Source organism: Dyadobacter sp. AC419 (assembly GCF_979253085.1).
In genome coordinates this window covers 66,846-85,602 of the sequence record NZ_CEEDCD010000022.1, presented here as the reverse complement: position 1 = coordinate 85,602, position 18,757 = coordinate 66,846, and the positions used below count along the sequence as shown (strand labels likewise).

At 44.0% G+C, this 18,757-nt stretch carries 19 protein-coding genes and 1 pseudogene; 16 read left to right on the top strand and 4 right to left on the bottom strand.

Annotated elements, in window-relative coordinates:
• Positions 1–6: 6 nt before the first annotated feature.
• The 4 genes and pseudogenes from AC0IYG_RS19170 to AC0IYG_RS19155 all read left to right on the top strand — a co-directional run bounded on the left by AC0IYG_RS19170 (position 7) and on the right by AC0IYG_RS19155 (position 4,534).
• Entirely contained in the window at positions 7–723 is a 717-nt protein-coding gene (locus AC0IYG_RS19170; protein WP_471712698.1) for an efflux RND transporter permease subunit, read from the top strand.
• On the top strand, positions 710–3,133 hold the full coding sequence (locus tag AC0IYG_RS19165; RefSeq protein WP_471712697.1) for an efflux RND transporter permease subunit: 2,424 nt from the start codon (positions 710–712) through the stop codon (positions 3,131–3,133). The genes AC0IYG_RS19170 and AC0IYG_RS19165 overlap by 14 nt, the downstream gene beginning before the upstream one ends.
• A 32-nt stretch (positions 3,134–3,165) precedes the next feature.
• Positions 3,166–3,864: pseudogene (locus AC0IYG_RS19160) on the top strand (TolC family protein); the annotation flags it as partial.
• Between the two features lie 154 nt (positions 3,865–4,018).
• Positions 4,019–4,534 (top strand): TolC family protein, encoded by a 516-nt coding sequence (locus AC0IYG_RS19155; protein WP_471712696.1) that lies wholly within the window; start codon positions 4,019–4,021, stop codon positions 4,532–4,534.
• 98 nt (positions 4,535–4,632) lie between these two features.
• On the opposite strand, the gene AC0IYG_RS19150 is transcribed toward AC0IYG_RS19155, so the two are convergent.
• Positions 4,633–5,463 carry a hypothetical protein gene (locus AC0IYG_RS19150; protein ID WP_471712695.1) on the bottom strand — a complete coding sequence of 277 codons (831 nt, stop codon included), beginning with the start codon at positions 5,461–5,463 and terminating at the stop codon, positions 4,633–4,635.
• Between the two features lie 167 nt (positions 5,464–5,630).
• Positions 5,631–6,485, bottom strand: a complete 855-nt coding sequence (locus AC0IYG_RS19145) for a hypothetical protein (protein ID WP_471712694.1) — start codon at positions 6,483–6,485, stop codon at positions 5,631–5,633.
• 171 nt (positions 6,486–6,656) lie between these two features.
• Here AC0IYG_RS19145 and AC0IYG_RS19140 point away from each other — a divergent pair, with 171 nt between their 5' ends.
• A complete protein-coding gene (locus tag AC0IYG_RS19140) occupies positions 6,657–7,499 on the top strand; it encodes an SHOCT domain-containing protein (protein ID WP_471712693.1) in 843 nt (280 codons plus the stop codon).
• Positions 7,500–7,700: 201 nt separating this feature from the next.
• On the opposite strand, the gene AC0IYG_RS19135 is transcribed toward AC0IYG_RS19140, so the two are convergent.
• Positions 7,701–7,907 carry a hypothetical protein gene (locus AC0IYG_RS19135; RefSeq protein ID WP_471712692.1) on the bottom strand — a complete coding sequence of 69 codons (207 nt, stop codon included), beginning with the start codon at positions 7,905–7,907 and terminating at the stop codon, positions 7,701–7,703.
• Positions 7,908–7,972: 65 nt separating this feature from the next.
• Between AC0IYG_RS19135 and AC0IYG_RS19130 the strand changes: the two genes are divergently transcribed.
• Positions 7,973–12,256, top strand: coding sequence for a M4 family metallopeptidase (locus tag AC0IYG_RS19130; RefSeq protein WP_471712691.1), 4,284 nt, complete (start codon positions 7,973–7,975; stop codon positions 12,254–12,256).
• A 3-nt stretch (positions 12,257–12,259) separates the two neighbouring features.
• Positions 12,260–12,616, top strand: coding sequence for a T9SS type A sorting domain-containing protein (locus AC0IYG_RS19125; protein WP_471712690.1), 357 nt, complete (start codon positions 12,260–12,262; stop codon positions 12,614–12,616).
• A gap of 83 nt (positions 12,617–12,699) precedes the next feature.
• On the opposite strand, the gene ahcY is transcribed toward AC0IYG_RS19125, so the two are convergent.
• Positions 12,700–14,016 carry an adenosylhomocysteinase gene (gene ahcY / locus AC0IYG_RS19120; protein ID WP_471712689.1) on the bottom strand — a complete coding sequence of 439 codons (1,317 nt, stop codon included), beginning with the start codon at positions 14,014–14,016 and terminating at the stop codon, positions 12,700–12,702.
• A gap of 299 nt (positions 14,017–14,315) precedes the next feature.
• Between ahcY and AC0IYG_RS19115 the strand changes: the two genes are divergently transcribed.
• From AC0IYG_RS19115 to AC0IYG_RS19075, 9 genes are all read left to right on the top strand, one after another.
• Positions 14,316–15,422, top strand: coding sequence for a sensor histidine kinase (locus AC0IYG_RS19115; protein WP_471712688.1), 1,107 nt, complete (start codon positions 14,316–14,318; stop codon positions 15,420–15,422).
• On the top strand, positions 15,419–15,697 hold the full coding sequence (locus AC0IYG_RS19110) for a LytR/AlgR family response regulator transcription factor (protein WP_471712687.1): 279 nt from the start codon (positions 15,419–15,421) through the stop codon (positions 15,695–15,697). The genes AC0IYG_RS19115 and AC0IYG_RS19110 overlap by 4 nt, the downstream gene beginning before the upstream one ends.
• A gap of 16 nt (positions 15,698–15,713) precedes the next feature.
• Complete coding sequence (locus tag AC0IYG_RS19105; protein ID WP_471712686.1) at positions 15,714–16,109, top strand: LytR/AlgR family response regulator transcription factor; 396 nt, start codon at positions 15,714–15,716, stop codon at positions 16,107–16,109.
• A gap of 185 nt (positions 16,110–16,294) precedes the next feature.
• The gene (locus AC0IYG_RS19100) at positions 16,295–16,570 is read left to right on the top strand and encodes a hypothetical protein (protein WP_471712685.1); all 276 of its coding nucleotides are present in this window, start codon (positions 16,295–16,297) and stop codon (positions 16,568–16,570) included.
• Positions 16,548–16,748, top strand: a complete 201-nt coding sequence (locus AC0IYG_RS19095) for a hypothetical protein (protein ID WP_471712684.1) — start codon at positions 16,548–16,550, stop codon at positions 16,746–16,748. The genes AC0IYG_RS19100 and AC0IYG_RS19095 overlap by 23 nt, the downstream gene beginning before the upstream one ends.
• The gene (locus AC0IYG_RS19090) at positions 16,741–17,505 is read left to right on the top strand and encodes a right-handed parallel beta-helix repeat-containing protein (protein WP_471712683.1); all 765 of its coding nucleotides are present in this window, start codon (positions 16,741–16,743) and stop codon (positions 17,503–17,505) included. The genes AC0IYG_RS19095 and AC0IYG_RS19090 overlap by 8 nt, the downstream gene beginning before the upstream one ends.
• A 156-nt stretch (positions 17,506–17,661) precedes the next feature.
• Positions 17,662–17,865, top strand: coding sequence for a hypothetical protein (locus tag AC0IYG_RS19085; RefSeq protein ID WP_471712682.1), 204 nt, complete (start codon positions 17,662–17,664; stop codon positions 17,863–17,865).
• Positions 17,852–18,331 (top strand): hypothetical protein, encoded by a 480-nt coding sequence (locus AC0IYG_RS19080; RefSeq protein WP_471712681.1) that lies wholly within the window; start codon positions 17,852–17,854, stop codon positions 18,329–18,331. The genes AC0IYG_RS19085 and AC0IYG_RS19080 overlap by 14 nt, the downstream gene beginning before the upstream one ends.
• Positions 18,332–18,395: 64 nt before the next feature.
• On the top strand, positions 18,396–18,755 hold the full coding sequence (locus AC0IYG_RS19075; protein ID WP_471712680.1) for a hypothetical protein: 360 nt from the start codon (positions 18,396–18,398) through the stop codon (positions 18,753–18,755).
• The last annotated feature ends 2 nt before the right edge of the window (positions 18,756–18,757 follow it).

Below are 18,757 nucleotides of genomic sequence, written 5' to 3'. Positions count from 1 at the left end.
TTAGTCATGAGTGCTATTTCACAAGTAAGTATTTCCCGGCCCGTGTTGGCCGGGGTAATGTCCGTACTGCTTATACTTTTTGGGATTGTCGGTTATAAATTTTTGGGAACACGGGAATATCCCGTTACAGATTCCCCGATTGTAATGGTAACCACAGTTTATCCCGGAGCCAGCGCCGACATCATCGCTTCGCAGGTTACAAAACCTTTGGAAGAAGCCATTGCCGAAGCCAACGGAATCCGTTCCGTATCTTCCACTTCGCGCGAGCAAGTGAGCATTATCACAGTTGAATTTGAATTGAATGCAGATCTCGAAGCGGCTGCTAATGACGTTAGGGATAAGGTTTCCAAGTCGCGCCAGCAACTGCCAACGGACATTGAGCCAACTATTGTAGAAAAAGCCGGTCCGGCCGATTTCCTGGTGTTCCTGACCGTTCAGAGTAAAACAAAAACGCTCGAAGACGTAACCGATTTTGTTAACATTAACATCAAAGAGCGGCTTCAATCCATCCCCGGGGTGAGGTTGGTTGATTCTTATGCAGGAAGAAAACGCGCGATGCGTTTGAGAATGGATCCTGTGAAACTTGCTTCCTACGGACTCACGCCAACCGACATTCAAACCGCATTGCAGCGTGAAAACGTCGATTTACCCAGCGGCCGCATAGAAGGCGAAAACACCGAAAGTAACGCTCAGAACGCAGGGAAGACTGGTGACGGAAGATGATTTCAACAACATGATCCTGCGGGAAAGCAATGGTGCAATTGTTCGTTTCAAAGACATTGGCCAGGCGATCATGTCGTCTCAAAACGAGCGGACTGCGATGATTGTTTACAATGGCAAAACAGCTGAATATGGAGTAGGAACGGGTGTGAGCCCGCAACGTGGCGCCAATTCGCTGGCTATTGTGGATGAGTTTAAAAAACGTTTTGAAGAAATTAAAAAAACAGCTCCGAAAGAATATGAAATCGCGCTTGGTAAAGACTTTACGGTTCCGGTAAGAAACTCATTGTCAGAAGTTGAGGAGACATTACTGCTTGCTTTTGCATTGGTTTCACTCATCATTTTTGTCTTCCTGAGAGACTGGCGAAGCACATTAATTCCCTTGCTTGCAATCCCCGTTTCGATCGTGTCGGCATTCTTCATCATGTACATTGCCGACTTCTCAATCAACGTTCTGACGCTGCTGGGGCTTGTTTTGGCGATTGGACTTGTCGTCGATGACGCGATTATTGTTTTGGAAAATATATATAGTAAAGTCGAAGAAGGCATGTCGCCCATTCAGGCGGCGCGCGAGGGCTCCAATGAAATTTACTTTGCGGTAATTTCAACAACCATTACGCTTGTCGCTGTATTCCTTCCGATTCTCTTTTTAGGAGGGCTTACGGGCCGTTTGTTTAAAGAATTTGCCATTGTCGTAGCCGGCTCGGTCACCGTTTCGGCCTTCGTCGCGCTAACGCTTACGCCAATGATGAGCGCCTATCTGCTCAGACCGGGCACATCGCATAACTGGCTTTACAAAAAAACCGAACCTTGGTTTGTCGCCATGAACAATGCTTACGCACGATCGCTGTCTGCGTTTATGAAAGTGCGTTGGCTGGGCATCGTGCTGCTTTTGGTCTCATTTGGTGTTGCGTTCTGGCTAGCGCCTAAGCTGCCGTCTGAGCTGGCACCACTCGAAGACAGATCCATGGTTGGACTTGCCGTTATGGCGCCAGAAGGCACTTCATTCGAGAGTATGGAGCAGAGTATGAAGGAGATAGGGGATTTTGTAAATGATTCCATTCCGGATTTGAACATGGAAAGAACTTACACCGCCATCGCCGCAGCGGGCGGAACACTAACGCAGCCAGTTAACGGCGGTTTTCAATGGATTTTCCTTAAAGAACCAAAAGACCGGAAAAGTGGCCTGACGCAAGCGCAAATATTTATGAAACTGGTTGGCGCTTCGCAGCGGTTCCGCAATGTGCTCATTATCCCCATCCAGCTGCCGACAATTGGTGGTTACGGAAATACGCAACCCGTTCAGTATGTGGTACAAGCGCCTGGTTTGAAGGAGCTTATCGATGTGATGCCTAAATTAATGGGCGATGTAAGCGGCAATAAAAAGTTGGTTTTCGCAGACGCAGATTTTAAGATCAACCGTCCCGAAATCAGCATTAGCATTGACCGTCAGCGCGCGGCACAGCTTGGAATTTCAACCCAGGCCATTGGACAGACATTGCAACTTGCATTGAGTAGCAGAAGATATGGTTATTTCATCCACAATGACCGTCAGTATGAAGTGATTGGCCAGCTGGACCGGGAAGATAGGTCGGCTCCTTATGATCTCAAATCGTTGTATCTGAAATCCGGAAGTGGTGAAATGGTGTCATTGGACAACCTTACCAAGCAAAATGAAGGCATTAGTCCTCCCGCGATTTACCGTTATAATCAAAATTACAGCGCCACCATTTCGGCCACTCCGGCGGCAGGTGTAAGCTTGGGTGAAGCCATTCAGGAATTGGATCAAATCACTGCAAAGGCACTTCCCAAAGGATTCAGCACAGCATTGGCAGGACAAAGCCGCGATTATTCAGAAAGCAGTTCAAGCTTGATCTTCGCATTCATTTTCGCGATTATCCTCATTTATCTCGTGCTCGCTGCGCAGTTTGAAAGTCTCGTGGATCCATTTATTATTCTTCTGACTGTTCCAATGGCGCTCACGGGTGCATTGCTAAGCTTATGGTTTACAGCACAAACAGTTAATATTTTCAGTCAGATCGGCATCATTATGCTCATTGGTTTGATCACCAAAAACGGCATTCTGATCGTGGAATTTGCCAATCAAAGCAAAGAGTCAGGCGTATCAACTTTCGAGGCTGCGAAAATTGCCGCTGTCTCCCGGTTCCGCCCGATTTTGATGACGACTCTGGCCATGATTTTCGGAACATTGCCCATCGCATTGTCATTGGGAACAGCGTCCGGCAGTCGCCAGTCATTGGGAATTGTCGTAGTCGGCGGCCTGGTCTTCGCCGGGATCCTCACCCTTTATGTAATTCCTTCAATCTATTCCTATTTGTCCAGACCGCACAAACTGCGCAAAGAAGATGGCAATACAGCGATCGAACAAGAGGCTTTATTACACACACATTAATCCGTTACGAAATATAATACCACATTTCAATCATGAAAAATCCAAGTTTAAATCAATATAAAAGGTTGACAAAACAGCTTGCAATTGCATTATTGCTGAGCCCGCTGCTGACCTTTGGACAAAGTGAGACATTGTCTTTGCAAAAGGCAATTGAACTGGCGCAAAGCCACAACCGTGACTTGCGGATCGATTCGATCAACATTTACAAGGCCAAACAACAAACCGGCATTACGCGCGGTTTGTTAATGCCAAATATCAGCCTAACCGGTCAGTTTCAGCATTATTTTCAAAAACCCGTGTTCTTCGGATTGAATGGCGGCGGAGCGACAAATTCTGAAAAGATAGGTTATGCGCGTTTTGGAGGTGAAGACATCGGTGCGGCACAGGTTTCGTTAATTCAACCGATTTACAATGCAGGAGCCAGACATGAAATCGAACGTCGAAAACTGCTTGAAAAACAGAGCCAGCTTTCCTTTCGTCAGAGAGAAGTGGACGTAGTGGCGCAGGTGAAGCAAAACTATGTTCAGCTGCTTGTGCTGAATGAGCGGCTGAAATTGCAAAAAGAGAGCATTGTAAGAAATCAGAAGGCACTTAATGATGCGCGTTCGTTATTAGCGCAAGGCCGCGCTTTGCGTGTAGACACATTGCGCGCTTATACTTCGGTTAAAAATCTAGAACCCGATGTTTTAAGACTAACTTATGCACTCCAAATCAGTCAACAGCAATTGCGAAATCTGCTTGGTGACGTTTCTGATACAGATTTTGTGCTTTCGGATTCTCTGGAATTAACCCCGGGAGATGCTATTCCGGCAGAGGATGGAACTTACAAGTTGTCCGTCCAGCAACGTCCGGATCTGCAAATATTAACATTGAACAAGGAGATTAATGACAAGGAGATTGACTTGTACAGATCGAGCGCGGTTGCCGGTGGTGAGTTTTATCAGCCAATATCAAATCCAGACGCAGACCAATCAATTCAGATTTGGAAATGCTTCCTATCCTCCTGTTTTCTTCGCTGGCGTCCAGTTCTCCATCCCAATTTTCAGCGGAAACCAGAATGTGAACAAAATAGCATTGGGCAAGCTAGAAAGGCAACAAGCTGACGTGATTTACAACAATGCTCAGGAACAGCTCAAAACGGAAGTGAAGCAGGTTTTAGCCAGTTTGGTTGAAACATCTGAACGGATAAAAACGCAGCAAAATGTTTCCGAAACGGCTGAACTAAGTTATTCAATCACGAAATACAGATACGAAAAAGGGGTCGCGTCACGCCTCGAACTGATTGATTCAGAATTCGCATTAACGTCAGCAAAATCCAATTATCTCGAAGCAGTTTACGATTATTTATCTTCAAAAATCGAACTCGATCGTATTACGGGAAATGTAAAGGAGCAACTCTAATTTTACTCAGCGTTATAGAGATCAACAGGTTGTGTTAGGTTGTAAATCAGAAGAACCCCGGATACTGTTTGGGGTTCTTCTTTTTTTATTTGTGTTATTTATAACACGCCATATTTCCTTTTCCTGGAAATCACACCAATGTTATTTTTTTCTTTAACATTTTCGATGTCATCAACCCATGAATAAGTGAATTCACGATTTACAGTTGAAGGCGAGATCTGATTTGTCAAGGTGCTTTCAGAAATTTGTTTTATCAGATTAACATTGAAATTTCCAAAGATGGGCAGATACTTACCACGCGCGAGGGCTATGCTTGCGGGGTTGATCTTAGCCTTATCTTCCTCATTGTTGTAATAATAGTAATACACATCTTTGTATTTTTGGCCGTTACTATTAAAGAAATTAATTGATTGTAGATTGACATTTCCGTTACTGTTGCTAACATAACTGAATTCCTGACAATCGTTCGGATGGTTTTTATTGTACATTTTTTCCAGACGTCCATCTGAATTGTATTTGTAAACATATATTTCCGTTACGCCATTTTTCACGTGGTGGCTTTCGTTACATTTTCCTGATGCATTGATTACATAAACGGACGTTTCAATGATTGCCTGGGTCGTTACGTTGCGTTTGATTCCAACGATTTGGTTCGAATTTGCATAATTGTAACTTGTATATTCATTGGTCCCATTGTTAGTTTGTAGGTAAAGTAACCTGAGCGGACCCGTGTAAGACAATGTTACATTATCGTCACTTAGTAATCTGTTGACTTTAAACGTAGGATTCAACTTTGCATTTTGATCGGCTTGCTCACTGCGTTCCGTAATTGGGTTTACGATTGCATCCTGTTCATTTTGGCAAGCGCCCAGCATTCCGGCGACAACAATTGTCTTTGCGATGGCAGGTAAATTTTGAAGTAATTTCATAAGTTATATGTTTTGTTTATAAAACTTTTACAAAACAAACTTATCGCCAAATGTGCATTTAAATGAAATCCGATGGTCAAGCGGCGGGTCTCGTTGAGCCTTCGGTGAAAACGAAAATGACCTGTCAATGTTAGTTGACAGGTCATTTGAATATAAGCAAATTAATACTACTGAACCATCGGCATTAAATATTGTCTTTCGACAGTCGAAAGCAATTTGCCAAAATAGTCGGTTGTTTTAATCGTCTTTACACCAGCAGCACCCGCATCTGAATTGTAGCTATAATTGAATTCTGTTTCAGCAGGAACGCCATTAGGCACATAATATACTTTCTCCAATTTCTGTTTCACAAGATATCGGCTGAATTTTCCAAACATCGGTAAATATTTACTTGTAGCTTCTGCTAAATGATCCGGATTTACAGGATACAAATCATTGGTTGACCATGAACCGTTCGTTCCATCCATATATTTAAATTCGATTACTTTCAATTTAACATCATATTTGTCGTAAAATGTAATTGAACGCAATGACTCTCCTTGTCCGTCCGCATCTAGCTCGTATTTGTATTCCTGACGCAAGTTAGGCGTTGCCTTATTGTATGCCAGGGAAAGCCGGTTCATTTCATTGTATTTGTAAATAACGGTTTGTGACGAATACTGTGTAATTGCGCTCTGTTCGCAAAGCCCTTTTGCATTCAATGTATAAGTTGCGTAATTATTAATCTTTGCACTGCCTTTTGAAAGTGCACAAACAATTTTATTGTCGACATAGGAATATTCTCTGAGCCATTCTGCATCATTAAGTTCCTTCGTTAGCAAATTCCGAATTCCGGAATACGTAAGTTTTGTGCCGCCATCTTTAATTAACAATTTGGTAATTGTTTTGGCATTAGCATCCGTAGCTTGTTCGAGCGAATTAGCGGGTGCTACAACATCGTCTTTTTCATTTTGGCAAGCACTCATCATGGCTGCAAGGATAATTGCCTTGGTAACTGCCGGGACATTGTGAAGTAATTTCATAATCTTAATGTTTGATAAAAAAAATGTTTAACTGCATCAAACATATCGCTGCGCCAACATTAACAAAAATCCGATGGTTAAGTGGTAATTCTCAATGAGCCTGCGGTTAAATTGATTTGAAATTCCTTCATGGCACCATTTTTGTGACGTATACGTAAAAAGAGAAGAAATATGAAAGCATTGACAAATACAGGCAGGCAATATATTGAAGAGCTTGCTACGAAATATAATGTGAAAAATGAAACGGTCGAGTCGCTTCTGGAAGCTGTTATTAATGGAAATGGCTCGATGGCGCAATTCAATATTCCGGAACTTGGCGGCTCGGGGCAGTGGATGAAGGGCGGGATGACAATGGTTGGGGAAATGTTCAATAGCTCGCTAAAAGCAACTGTTAGCAGCATTTGCAATGAGCTTTCGGGCCTTGTTACCAGTCAGGTTTTGTATGCAGACACTGGAGATGACAAGTCGCAAACGCCTGCGAACCACAAAACTTCGCTAGCTAGCGACAATGCAGGCAGCTCATGGCCGTCGGTTTTTGGAAATCCTACCTCAAGCGGGTCGCAGAACAATTTCCGATATGCCTATTTTGCGCCGGTTAGGCGGTTGGTGATTGAGGAAAATGGAAAGAGAGCCATTTATGACACCAAGCATCACAAAATCACGGGCGTTTCGCAACAGCAAGGCGCTGGAAATTCTTATAAATTCACCAGTCAGCACGGCCCGGTAGACTTGGCAAGTCTCGAACTGATCTCAGAACCCAGCACGCAAACGCAGCCCACTCCTGAAATTGCATACGATGTAACTTCAAATTCAGACCTCCGCAGTTCGGCTGATCGCAGCCCGGCTGACCGCAGCCCGACTGACCGCAGCGTGGCTGACCATAGCCCGACTGACCGCAGCCCGCAAGACATAATCATTGCGACGATTGAAAGGGTTAATGTATTATTTGAAAAAGGTCAGATCAGCGAGGAAGAGTTTAAAGCCAAAAAGCAGGAATTGCTGGCAAGATTATAATCTTGAAAATTAGAAATGTCGACGGCCGGGGAAATCATTTCTTCGGCCTTTTTCGTGTTTTAGGGCTGAAATAGGAGGGTGTAGCTGGAATACAGCAGGCCCCGGGCCTGCAAAAAGTGTTGCTATGAGGCAATCGAGAGGGGTTTTGATGAAAACAACATTGGATTTCCTATCCCCAGGCCGTTGGAACTTTTGCCTCCGCTAGTGAAGGATTAGCAACAAACGTAATTCGAATTTTTCCTTAGAATAGCTCGCACCGACCGCAGGCTCATTCGATTCGTGCTTCCAAGTGGCATCTGCTATTCTTTGCACCTCAACCCGCAGCATAGCGTAAACCATTTTTCTATTTAGCACATCTATCATTAATGTTAAAGACAATATTTTATCAATGGTGGCATTGCCTGCCATTCGTTCTGCTGTTTCTGTGCACATCGCTTCACGCACAACCTATTTATAATAAAAAGAACATTACCATGTCGCTGCCGACCTTTTTCAATGGGCAGCGAGATGTGAGACTGATGCAGTATTCGACTGACCAGGCCGGGTTAAATAAGGAATATCGGCTGGAAACTTTGCCTGAAAAGAGCTTGCCGGCAATAGAGCTTACTGCTGGTATCGAGGGGAGTAATTCCAAAGTGAATTTTTTAGACAAGAACAATGACGGTATTTTTATTGATGAGCAGCCAAATTCTTTTCCAAGTCCAGTGGGCACTGGACTGATATGGTCTTTGAGAGAAACTATGGTGGCCTTTCAAAAGTATTTTGGGTGGAATGGACTCGACAATGCAGGATTGACTGTCAAGTGCAATTTAATTCAATCAACAACAAGTACACATTATGCTGCTTACAGCCCGCAAAAAAAAGAATTTACTTTCCAGTCGATCATTAACTTGTCAATACACCGAACAGAAGTGGACATTGTCGCACACGAATTTGCGCATGGCATTTTTTTACATAGAATCTTCAATCCTCAGAATGTGGGCACAAACGCTTCCTGTCTAACTATTTCAGAAGCTTTTGCAGATATATTCTCTGTAGTAATAGAACGGGAAGTTGAGAAAAATGCAAGTTATAACTGGGTATTTGGGGACCAGTCATATATAGGTGGAGTTCGTAATATGGCTAATCCCAAAGACCAAAAACACCCAGATACTTTCGAAGGGCAATATTGGAAGTCTTGGAATGACCCGAAGTCTCAGCATGATAATGCCGGCGTAATCAACAAGTGTTTTTACCTTTTATCAGAAGGGTCAAATGGTGTCAAGAAAAACGACCATGGGACCGAATATTCCTGCCTGGGGATTGGTGTTCCTAAGGCAACAGAAATCTTCTGGGGAGCTATGAGTAAGCTTACTCCAAACTCCAATTTTTTCGATGTACGTAACGCAACAATTGAAGTAGTGCATAACATGGGTCACCCGGTAGGATCCGAATTAGATCTTGCGGTTAGGGAAGCATGGAAGGCAGTGGGGGTGGGGATCAAACTTTCGCTTTTTGAAGGGGGATGTTTGCCTGTTGATGGGAAATCTGCCGAGACAGTGCATTACGGGACTGTGCCTGTGAAAACGGTTCTTGCACAAACAACGCCAGATGTGTCAGGAGAGGTGGTTTGGGTTTTGCGAGATTGTTCAAAAGATGGGCCAGTAACAACTTATGTATTTGACCCGACAGAAACTATGCCTTTCGTAGATACGAAGGATGCGGATCAAATTTACACTTTGAATAATGAATTAGCACTTTCACGAAAGGGTGTCTCGGTACATTTTATAACTGATCTGGCAAAAGAACATTTTAAGAAACGTTACCAATTTGCAAGCCTAGATGGGAAAGGAGCCAGTGTCATTAATAATGTTGTTGGTCCAAAGTACCCGTCTTTCGCCTCCGGTTATCAGCAAAAGACTAATCTTTTTAGATATCTTGATAACGATGAGTTATTTACCATAGATCAAGTAGCCGGAATTTACTTCAGTGGAATCTTTTATACAAATAAGAATGCCCAATTGCCAGAATCGGTTGAGACGATTGCTATAAGCTTCGCCCTGCAGGATATTTTTGGTTTGGAGGTAAACAACGAATATAGAGTTTCAAAGAATAAGGAAATTGCATGGACCATTGGCGCAGATGCTTTTGGGGGAAATGACTATCTACGCAGCTTTTCGGATCCGACGTCGAAAGGACAATTGAAGTTTTACAATGGAATAGGTTGGTCTGCTGCAACACCAGAGCAAAAAGCAGGCGTTTGGACTCAGTTTTTTTACTTGATTAGTAACGGGACGCCGCTGAACGGTTTTACTAATGAAAACGGACATGCCGAATTTTTTACAAAACTTCCGGAAGGTGTGCCTGGAAAGATTGTTTTCGATGCGTTTTTTAAATTCATGCCGCCTAATTCCACCTTTGATGATATGGCGCTGGCCATTCAGTCTTCGCTCCTCGCTAATGGCTTTAAGGAAACATCGGATACATGGAAGAAATGTAATAAAGCCTTGACCTGTGTGCTTGGCAAAGAGTTTGTTGATCAGCCCAAGATATGGGCAGTCAATGCTGATGACATAGAAATTAAAGAAGTGCAGGCCTTTGATGCCAGATTTCGTTCGGATGTGGTCTATCCTGGCAAGGAAGAGATTAGTTTAACAGAGGTTTCCGAAGATGTTGCTTTTGACGACCTTATATCACCGGTATACAGGGCATTTCAACATACAACAGAAGTACTTTTGCCTTACATTGATGAAAAAGACCCAGGCAAACAGACAACAACAGCCAAGTTTTATTTGGAGGGTGGTAAAAAGTATTTTGTCCGTCGCAGGCTTTATGCCGCAGGTGGGCAGGGATGCGCCAACTTGTTAGGTGGATATTTAGAGTGCCGTGCTTTGGAAAAAATGGTCAATAATTGGAGTCCTATCCTCGAAGTAACAACCGCGCCCATAACTACAGCACCGATCAGTCCTCTGCAGCATGAACAGTTGCCCGCCTGGGGGGGTGTTATTGAATGGCAGGCAACTCCCGGCGCGGCGGGTTACATATTAAGAGTAACCGATCTGACAGGAGAAGTGCCTGCGCAGGATTTTCCCGTGGAAGCAGTCGATGATGAGAAGGAGGCGAAGGAATTCGCTTTGGCTAAGGAGCGGGATTATAGTTGGCAAGTGATCGCAACCCATAAACTGGGTTCAGAAGAAGGGGTAACCTGGGATAAAGGCTCGAAGAGCCTTATTAAAACTGGGCTAACTAATACTGATATTTTCGGCGAATGGCTTGACGCAATTTCTTTTCACACCGATCTGCCTCAAACAACGCTACTAGTTCCGCCTAGTCCTGTTGACGGCCAACACGTTCCTCCTTTCGGAAAAGATTTAATACTTTCCGCCGAAGAAACGCCCGGCGTCAGTGGTTACAGATTTCACATCCAGGACAAAAAAGATGATATGGAATCCCCACAGGTGCTTTATGACCATGAAAACTTAAAACTGCCTGACCAATCTGACGGAAAAGTATATACATGGGCGTTCGAACCTTACAAGGAGGCAACACCTCCATTTATCACTGAGAAGGAGTTTGGAAAGAAGAACTTATCAACATTCGTGCTGGATTATTCGCTGGTGCCTGCACCGGTGCTGGTAAGCCCTAAAAATGATCAGGTTGTTGCTTTTCAGTATGGCGTAGCACAAGGGTTGGCTTGGTCGGAGGTGACTGGAGCACATGAATATGAGTATACCATTTATAGAACTAGTGATGATGCCATCATTCCTAATGGGCTCGGCTCAACAATTCAAACCGCAGCTACAATACCTGATGCTTTAATACTGCCTTTGGACAAAAACGGTGGTTTCAAATGGCGCGTCCGGGCGAAGGCAAAGGATGACAAAGGGGATTGGATTTATGGGCCGTATTCAAAGCCGTTTTTCTATTGGTTGCGTCCGGAGAAGTCAAATTTGTTCCATCCCAGCGAAAATCAACAGGATGTGGACATTTCAAAAGTGGAATTCTCTTGGGCAAATCAATGGGCACCAGATGGCTATCTTTTCAGACTTCATAAAAACAACCAGATCATCTACGAAAAAGAAACAGCCGGAACTTCGATAATGCTTACAAATCTCGAATATGGTGTGGATTATGCCTGGGACGCATTGGCCATGAACATTACACCAACTGGGACACATTACCCTGACCCGTACACATTTCATCATTTTTCGACAATGCATGGGGCCAATCATGGAGAAAAGAAGGTGAAAGAATATGATCCTGATGATGAGCAAGCTACGTCTGACGACCCAAATAATCCAGATAACCCCAATGATTCAGAAGGTGACCCTAGCAAAGTATTCTATCCACAGTTAGGTTTTACAGTTGATCTCACAGACAATGATTTTTCTGATCTACACTCTTACAGCTATCGCGTCACAGTGACAAGTGATAAGGGTTATTTTCGAGAGTGGGACTGTGCGGTAAATGGATTTGGAGTTGTCTTTATTCCAGAAGATCTCTTTCAAACAAAAATTAATGGCGATTTACCTGAGGAAACAGCACTTTATCATTTTCACATTGAAATTACTAACCTTAACGGGAAGGATGATAGTTATGCGACGGGCCCTAGTTTTGATTTCAAACTTTATTTATATGATGGCCTTCCCGCACACTTACAAAATGGCAAGATGCCTTTTATAGAAATGCTCCCAAAATCAGGTGTGTTCGGTGGAAGGTGGGTGGGAGCCAGCATTGACTTTGATTTCGATTATATATTCTCTACTAAAAAGCCCTGACGTATGAAAAAGATCTGTTTAGTCGCAGTGATGTTGTATGCAATTTGCGCGCTTCAAGCTCAGGCTCAGGAGAAAGTCATCAGAAGTGAATATGGATTGACACTTTATCCATTAAAAAGGACAGTCATCGACATAACCGTTTTTCCAAATCCGGCAGCAACAAATATCAGGTTTAAATCCGCACAGCCAGTTGTCGGCTACAAAGTCGAAATATTGGATAAAAAAGGACGCAGTTGTATGAAACACGAACATTGGAATGCAGAGGATCTTGACATTTCTAAATTGCAGACCGGAACCTACATTGTGAGATTTACAAGAGGGAGAGAAGAATGTTCGCGGAAACTGGTTGTTCAACGCTAGGATTGGCAATAAAAAAAGCATCCCAGGTTTTCGGCCTGGGATGCTTTTACGAATGTTGACCTAAACAGGCCAAACTCAAACAATCAATAACGATAAGTCTCAGATTTAAACGGCCCTTCGGTGCTAACACCAATGTAAGCTGCTTGTTCGTCTGACAGCGTTTCCAGTTTTGCGCCTACGTGGGCCAAGTGGAATGCTGCTACTTTTTCGTCTAGTGCTTTTGGAAGCACGTATACTTTTTTGTCGTATGCCGCAGTGTTCGTCCAAAGTTCGATTTGCGCAAGCGTCTGGTTAGAGAACGAGCATGACATTACGAATGACGGGTGGCCCATTGCGCAGCCCAGGTTTACCAAACGGCCTTCTGCAAGAATGATAATGTCTTTGCCGGCAACCGAATAAATGTCAACCTGTGGTTTGATCTGTACTTTTGAATCTCCATAAGTTGAGTTCAACCAAGCCATGTCGATTTCATTATCGAAGTGACCGATGTTGCAAACAACCGCTTTGTCACGCATCGCCAGGAAGTGACGGTCTGTGATAATTTTGTAGTTTCCTGTTGCAGTTACGAAAATGTTAGCGCGAGTTGCAGCTTCATCCATTGTAACCACTTCAAAACCGTCCATTGCAGCCTGAAGCGCGCAAATTGGATCGATTTCAGTAACCAATACGCGGCAACCTGCGCCACGAAGTGATTCTGCTGAACCCTTACCAACGTCACCGTAACCTGCTACAACTGCCACTTTACCAGCAAGCATCAAGTCAGTTGCACGACGGATTGAATCTACAAGTGATTCGCGGCAGCCGTATTTGTTATCAAATTTCGATTTTGTAACCGAGTCATTTACATTGATTGCAGGCAAATGAAGCGTTCCGTTTTTCAAACGGTCGTACAGACGAAGCACACCTGTTGTAGTTTCTTCCGAAAGTCCTTTAATGCCAGCGATCAGCTCAGGATATTCGTCGAAAACCATATTAGTAAGGTCACCGCCGTCGTCCAGGATCATATTCAATGGCTTGCGGTCTTCACCGAAGAACAATGTTTGTTCGATACACCAGTTGAATTCTTCTTCGTTCATGCCTTTCCAAGCGTAAACAGGAATTCCCGCTGCTGCGATCGCCGCCGCTGCGTGATCTTGCGTTGAGAAAATGTTACATGAAGACCAGGTAACCTCAGCACCCAGTGCAGTAAGCGTTTCGATCAAAACCGCAGTCTGGATCGTCATGTGCAAGCAACCGGCAACACGTGCACCTGCAAGGGGCTGTGATGGACCGTATTCAGCGCGAATTGCCATTAAACCAGGCATTTCAGCTTCTGCCAATGTGATTTCTTTACGGCCCCATTCGGCCAAACTGATGTCTTTTACCTTGTAAGGAATGTACGTTTCTGTTGACGTCGCCATTATTTGACAGTTTAGTTTATATCTTTATTTTACTACAAAACTAACTAGAAAAACCACGGACGGGAAGAAAAATAGATACAAATTGTCATTTCGGTCAACAATTTGGATGTTTTATCTGATTGCCTCAGTGAATCGGGACTTTGTCAGTTAGTAGCAGGAAAATAGGGAGCTGTTGCAGATATTTTGTCTTATAAGTCGATGAATGTTGCTTAATGTGCTGTTTGTCGACGCGATTGAGGTCTTTGTCGACAAACTCTTCCAGCTCTGAAATTAGGGCACGAATTGGTTATATTTGCTTTATGCGCCCAAACGTTTTCCCCATTTCCAAAAAGGCTCAGATCAGGATTTTTCAGCATGTAGCATTTTGGATCGTCGTTCTGATCATCCTTACCTTCATTTATGGCGCCGGCATGCCCGATTACTGGATTGCGGCCGGTGTTGTTTCGCTATTTTTGCCCATTCACACGGCCTATTTCTATTCCATCGGATACGTCATTATTCCGAAGTTTTTTAATAGGAAAAAACGGGTCGAATTCTTCGTTTTACTCATTGCGGCTGTCGTGCTGTCGACGCTGGCGTTCAGGTTATTGGAAATCTGGGTGGCCGATCCGATCATTTATAACGCTGTGAAAAAGACAGATCCGACATTTGTCTGGAAAAAACTGGAAGGCAGTTTCTGGCAGCAATTGACGAAGCCCGTCTATCTTATCAGCGCTTTTGAACAAACCAATATCTTCGTCTGGATTGCCTTATCGGTTAAATTTTTCAAAATGTGGTTCGAAAGAAGGCAGGCCGCAATGGAGGCCGAGCTCAATTTTTTGAAAGGGCAGCTGCACCCTCATTTCCTTTTCAACACGCTCAACAATTTGTACGCATTGACGCTTAATCAGTCGCCGCAATCGCCGTCTGTGGTGATGGGCCTTGCGGAAATATTGCGTTACATGCTTTACGAAGCCAACACGGACGAGGTCGGCCTGGAACGCGATATTACGATCGTGGAAAGTTATATTGAGCTTGAAAAGATCCGTTACGGCGAGCGGCTGGACATTAATTTCAGTATCAACGGCCTTTCTCCGGAATTTAAAATCGCGCCGCTGCTCATTCTGCCTTTGGTCGAAAATGCTTTTAAACACGGCGCGAGCGAGCAGGTCGGGCAGGCCTGGATCAATATGGATTTAAGGGTCAAGAACAAATTTCTTAAATTTAAAATATCAAACAGCAGGCCCGAGCGCGAGGCTCAGAAAGGTGATAAAAGCCATCATGTGAGCATTGGGCTGGCCAATGTACGGAAGCGGCTGGAAATTTTGTATCCGTCTGCTTATCAGTTGAAAATCCTGGAAGAGGATGAAATGTTTGCCGTCATTCTTGAATTGGAATTGGATAAAAAAATTGAAATAGCCGCATGAAAATCAAAGCGATCCTGGTTGATGATGAACCGCATGCCATTGAAGTCCTGGACAATTATCTCCGGAATTTTAGTGAGATCGAGATCATTGCGCGCTGCCAGGACGCAATTCAGGCTTTCCAGGTTTTGCAGCAGCAAAAAGTGGATCTCATGTTTCTGGATGTGAAAATGCCGGGACTGAAAGGAACGGATCTGCTCCGAAGCCTTAAAACGCCCCCCGAAAGTTATTTTTACGACTGCATATCAGGATTATGCCGTCGAAGGCTTCGACCTTAATGCTGTTGATTATCTGTTGAAACCCATTCCGTTTGAGCGTTTTTTGCGGGCGATGGACAAGGTTTTTACAGGCCTTAATGTTACCAATCAGTCCATTTCTGTAACACAAAAGCCTGCCGTTAGCAATCAGGATGTTTTTCTTTATCTGAAAGTGGACAGGAAAATGGTGAAGGTCAATGTTAATGATATTTTCTGGATCGAAAGTTTGCGGGATTACATTAAGGTGGTTTTGAAAGACAAAGTTTTGATCTCGAAACATAAGATCAGTCTGCTGGAAGAGCTGCTTCCCGAAGACGGTTTCATCCGCGTGCACAGGTCGTTCATCGTGTCAGTGGACAAAGTGGAAAGTTACCACGCGCATAAAATTGAAATTGCTGGAAAAAGAGCTCCCCATCGGTCGCAACTTCCGTAATGATTGTCAGCGACGCTTTAAGCTGACATTTTGAGTGAACGGTCGGAATCTGCATCTGCTGACGCCTTTTGTCGATAAAAGTTGCTGTTGATCGACATTAATTCTTCACCTCGCTATTTCGGATTACACTTGCACCGCCATTGACAAAGTGGCAAAAATCAGTGTCCAGTTAATTCAAAATAGCCATGTTAAAAAGTAAAAGAATCCTGCTTGCCCTCTTCTCGCTTGCCCTTTTTGTGACAAGCTGTAAGGAAGACGAAGTTGTAAAACCCGACGAGCCTGATGAGGTGATCCTGCCCATTGTGCTGGAAGCAAACATTAAGGCCAAAACCACATTAGAAGACCGCATTGCCGATCCGGAGTTGCCCGATTACATCACAGACGGCAGTGTTTCGGTCAATGCGGAGCTTACATTAAAGCCCGGTGTGGTGATTGCTTTTGCAAGAGACGCCAGATTTTGAAATCAATGATAATGGTGGAGTTTTGCTTGCAAAAGGTGATTCTGCAAAGCCGATTAGGTTGATTGGCAAGGAAAAAACAAAAGGATTTTGGGCAGGCGTAATTTTCCGCTCTGCGAGCAGTGCCAATGCATTGGAATATGTGCAGGTTTTCACACGCGGGAAGCAAAGTTTTGTTTAGTGCCAAAAAAGCCGGAATGGCCATTACAGGAGGTTCAAAAGCTCAGTTATCCATTAAAAACTGCCTTTTTGAAAAAAATGACGGTTACGGATTATGGGTGGAAGACGCAGCCATTTTATCAAATTTTGCTTCCAATACATTTAAGGATAACACCGAAGCGGGCATTCTGCTATCAGCCAATAATGTTGCCAAATTAGACGTCAACTCCATTTTTACCAATGGAAACGGGCGGAATGTTGTAGAAGTTGCTGCTTCGCAAATTTCTAAAAACACAACCGGCGAGGTTGTTTGGCAAGGTTTCAAGGATAAAACACCTTATCGGATCCTGGAAAGCCTTACCGTGGATGCTAACTGGAAGCTTTTGCCGGGCGTAATCATTGAGATGACTGCCGGCGCCAGAATGTCTGTCGATGATGGTTATATCCATGCAAAAGGAACGCCAACTTCAAAAATCATCATCCGTGGAGCGGAAAACAAACCTGCCTATTGGAGAGGGTTGATATGCTTCTCAACCAGCGCAATGAATGTGCTTGAACATGCCGAAATATCCGGCGGCGGCAGCACGGCGCTCGTTTCAGGTAAGAAAGTGAACATTGCCGTTTACGGAAGCCAGGCCAGCATGCAGATTAAAAACTCCAAGATCTCGGGAAGCGGCGGCTACGGCATTTATGTGAATTATCAGGCGAACATTAACAATGATGTGGAAACGGCAAACACATTTGCCGATAACGCCCAGGGTAAGTTGCTGAAAGAATAATGGCGAACCGGCCCGGAAGACATTAGCCAGAAAAATAAATGATGAAGATGAATAAGTCAGTGCTTGCGGCCATCATTTTGGCCGTGAGCATCCAGTTCGGCATGCAAGGCGGGAAGCGTTCGGTGCGCCAGCCAGCTTCCCGAAAGCGGTTTTTGGGTGACAGAAACAAGTCCGGATCAAAAAGGCACGATCGTGCGCTATTACGCGAACAGCAATCATCTCGTTTCTACGACCATTGAGCCTGAAAGACTCGATGTTACCCGGCTTTCTGTGCGCAAATATTTGAACAAAAAGCTCGCCAAAACGCTGGAAAAAGATTCAACCGCCAATTCAAGAACCAAACTTTATGAAATCAATTGAGTTAATCTCCCTCGTCAGGATCATTGGCATTTCGCTCTATTTTTTTATCGCTGCGCAAGGCGCATTTTATCATTTCGGCTTCGGAAAAGCTTTATACAACATTCCTTCCAATGATTTTATCGAGTTGAGAAAAGCCGTTGATCCGATCGTTCGGGGCAGGTTTAAAGTGCTTTATCTTTCTGCATTGGCCATTATGTTTCTCTGGCTGCTGTTAACCGATAAATCAAATGGCTTCCTGGCTTATGCGCCAGTTCTTTTTGCTTTCCTGCTTTTGGTGGCCGATATGGTGCTGATTGTAAAGTTCAGCGAGCCTGTGAATGAGCTTATTAACAGCGACTTGCTTAATACGGAAACGGGTTTCAAAAACGCTCGGAACGAATGGCTCACATTCATTTTCCTTCGCGGTTATCTGTCCATTTCCGGATTTCTGCTGCTCATCATGCACCTTGTTTTTAAAGCGCGTTGAAACTTTCAATGCTGCGTATATCAAGTTCCGTTTTGTCTCAATAAATTTTATAAATCAAAAAGCCATGTTAAATAAGAATCAACCTTACTCTATTATTGCCCGCCAGGCGAGGCAAACATTGTTTATGCTGGCCGTTGCGGCCGCTGCGTTCACATCCTGTAAAGATGACAAAGACAACATTAAGCCCGACGACGGAAATCCGGCGACCGAAGACAAAGCATTTTTACCCGCGAAAGATGAAATTTACACATACACGATTCAGGATAGTGACGGCGCCAAGAGCAGTTCGGTCATGAAAGTGGTTAGCGTAAAAGATTCTTCGGGCATAGCGGTTTATAACATTGAAAATCTGATCGAAGAGGAAGGCATTGAAGTGAAAAGCCTTAATCGTGCTTTTACAAAAAAACGGGTTGACAACTTATGAAC

Bases quoted from the DNA above. Each gene is read 5' to 3' on its own strand.
- AC0IYG_RS19115 (WP_471712688.1), top strand. From the start codon at position 14,316: ATGCGCCCAAACGTTTTCCCCATTTCCAAAAAGGCTCAGATCAGGATT.
- AC0IYG_RS19100 (WP_471712685.1), top strand. From the start codon at position 16,295: ATGTTAAAAAGTAAAAGAATCCTGCTTGCCCTCTTCTCGCTTGCCCTT.
- AC0IYG_RS19145 (WP_471712694.1), bottom strand. From the start codon at position 6,485: ATGAAATTACTTCACAATGTCCCGGCAGTTACCAAGGCAATTATCCTT.
- AC0IYG_RS19155 (WP_471712696.1), top strand. From the start codon at position 4,019: ATGACAAGGAGATTGACTTGTACAGATCGAGCGCGGTTGCCGGTGGTG.
- AC0IYG_RS19110 (WP_471712687.1), top strand. From the start codon at position 15,419: ATGAAAATCAAAGCGATCCTGGTTGATGATGAACCGCATGCCATTGAA.
- AC0IYG_RS19140 (WP_471712693.1), top strand. From the start codon at position 6,657: ATGAAAGCATTGACAAATACAGGCAGGCAATATATTGAAGAGCTTGCT.
- AC0IYG_RS19170 (WP_471712698.1), top strand. From the start codon at position 7: ATGAGTGCTATTTCACAAGTAAGTATTTCCCGGCCCGTGTTGGCCGGG.
- AC0IYG_RS19075 (WP_471712680.1), top strand. From the start codon at position 18,396: ATGTTAAATAAGAATCAACCTTACTCTATTATTGCCCGCCAGGCGAGG.
- AC0IYG_RS19150 (WP_471712695.1), bottom strand. From the start codon at position 5,463: ATGAAATTACTTCAAAATTTACCTGCCATCGCAAAGACAATTGTTGTC.
- ahcY (WP_471712689.1), bottom strand. From the start codon at position 14,016: ATGGCGACGTCAACAGAAACGTACATTCCTTACAAGGTAAAAGACATC.
- AC0IYG_RS19080 (WP_471712681.1), top strand. From the start codon at position 17,852: ATGAAATCAATTGAGTTAATCTCCCTCGTCAGGATCATTGGCATTTCG.
- AC0IYG_RS19135 (WP_471712692.1), bottom strand. From the start codon at position 7,907: ATGGCAGGCAATGCCACCATTGATAAAATATTGTCTTTAACATTAATG.
- AC0IYG_RS19125 (WP_471712690.1), top strand. From the start codon at position 12,260: ATGAAAAAGATCTGTTTAGTCGCAGTGATGTTGTATGCAATTTGCGCG.
- AC0IYG_RS19130 (WP_471712691.1), top strand. From the start codon at position 7,973: ATGTCGCTGCCGACCTTTTTCAATGGGCAGCGAGATGTGAGACTGATG.